This window comes from Streptomyces sp. SID11385, assembly GCF_010548245.1.
Taxonomy (GTDB): domain Bacteria; phylum Actinomycetota; class Actinomycetes; order Streptomycetales; family Streptomycetaceae; genus Streptomyces.
Genome location: NZ_JAAGLR010000204.1, coordinates 1 through 578, shown reverse-complemented (window position 1 = coordinate 578; position 578 = coordinate 1). Strand labels below are relative to the sequence as shown.

Below are 578 nucleotides of genomic sequence, written 5' to 3'. Positions count from 1 at the left end.
GTCGTCATGCGCCGCCTCCTTCCCGTTCGCGCGGCGGGCTTTCCGGGCGCGCCCGGCGGCGGTGGCCGCGGTGGCTCGTGTCGCACCACGGGTACGTACGGCTGCGGCGGCACGTGCAGACCGCGACGACGAAGCGGTCCGAGACCGCCACCGTCCCGTCGTCGGCGACCACTTCCACCGGGCCCTCGATCAGCAGCGGTCCCTCACGGTCGACCACGATGCGGCGGGGCCGCTCGGCCCCGTCCCGGCGCGGGTGCTCAGGCGCGTTCGGCACGGATCACCACCAGTTCCTCGGTCCTCGCCCCCGCGTCCAGCAGCCCCTCCGCGCGCAGCCACGCGAGCCGGGCGCGGGTGACCGGGCCGAACGGCACCTCGCACCGCTCGGCGACCTCCGCCCGCAGCCCCGACTCGCCGAGCCGCCGCAGCGTCTCCTCGGCCCGGCACATCGCCGAGTGCACGAGCAGCAGCACCCCGCGCGGGGAGAGGACGTCGCCGGCGTGGGCGCAGACCCGGTCGACGAGGTGCCGTCCGCCGGGGCCCGCGTCCCAGGCGAGGGAGGCCGCGTGGCTCCTGCCGCG

1 protein-coding gene and 1 pseudogene are annotated in these 578 nt (G+C 77.7%); both read right to left on the bottom strand.

The features are described from left to right. Nucleotides 1-4 precede the first annotated feature (4 nt). The gene (locus tag G3I42_RS06335; protein ID WP_164283167.1) at nt 5-274 is read right to left on the bottom strand and encodes a CDGSH iron-sulfur domain-containing protein; all 270 of its coding nucleotides are present in this window, start codon (nt 272-274) and stop codon (nt 5-7) included. After that, nucleotides 258-578, bottom strand: a pseudogene (locus G3I42_RS06330) (methyltransferase); the annotation flags it as partial. The gene G3I42_RS06335 and the pseudogene G3I42_RS06330, both read right to left, overlap by 17 nt.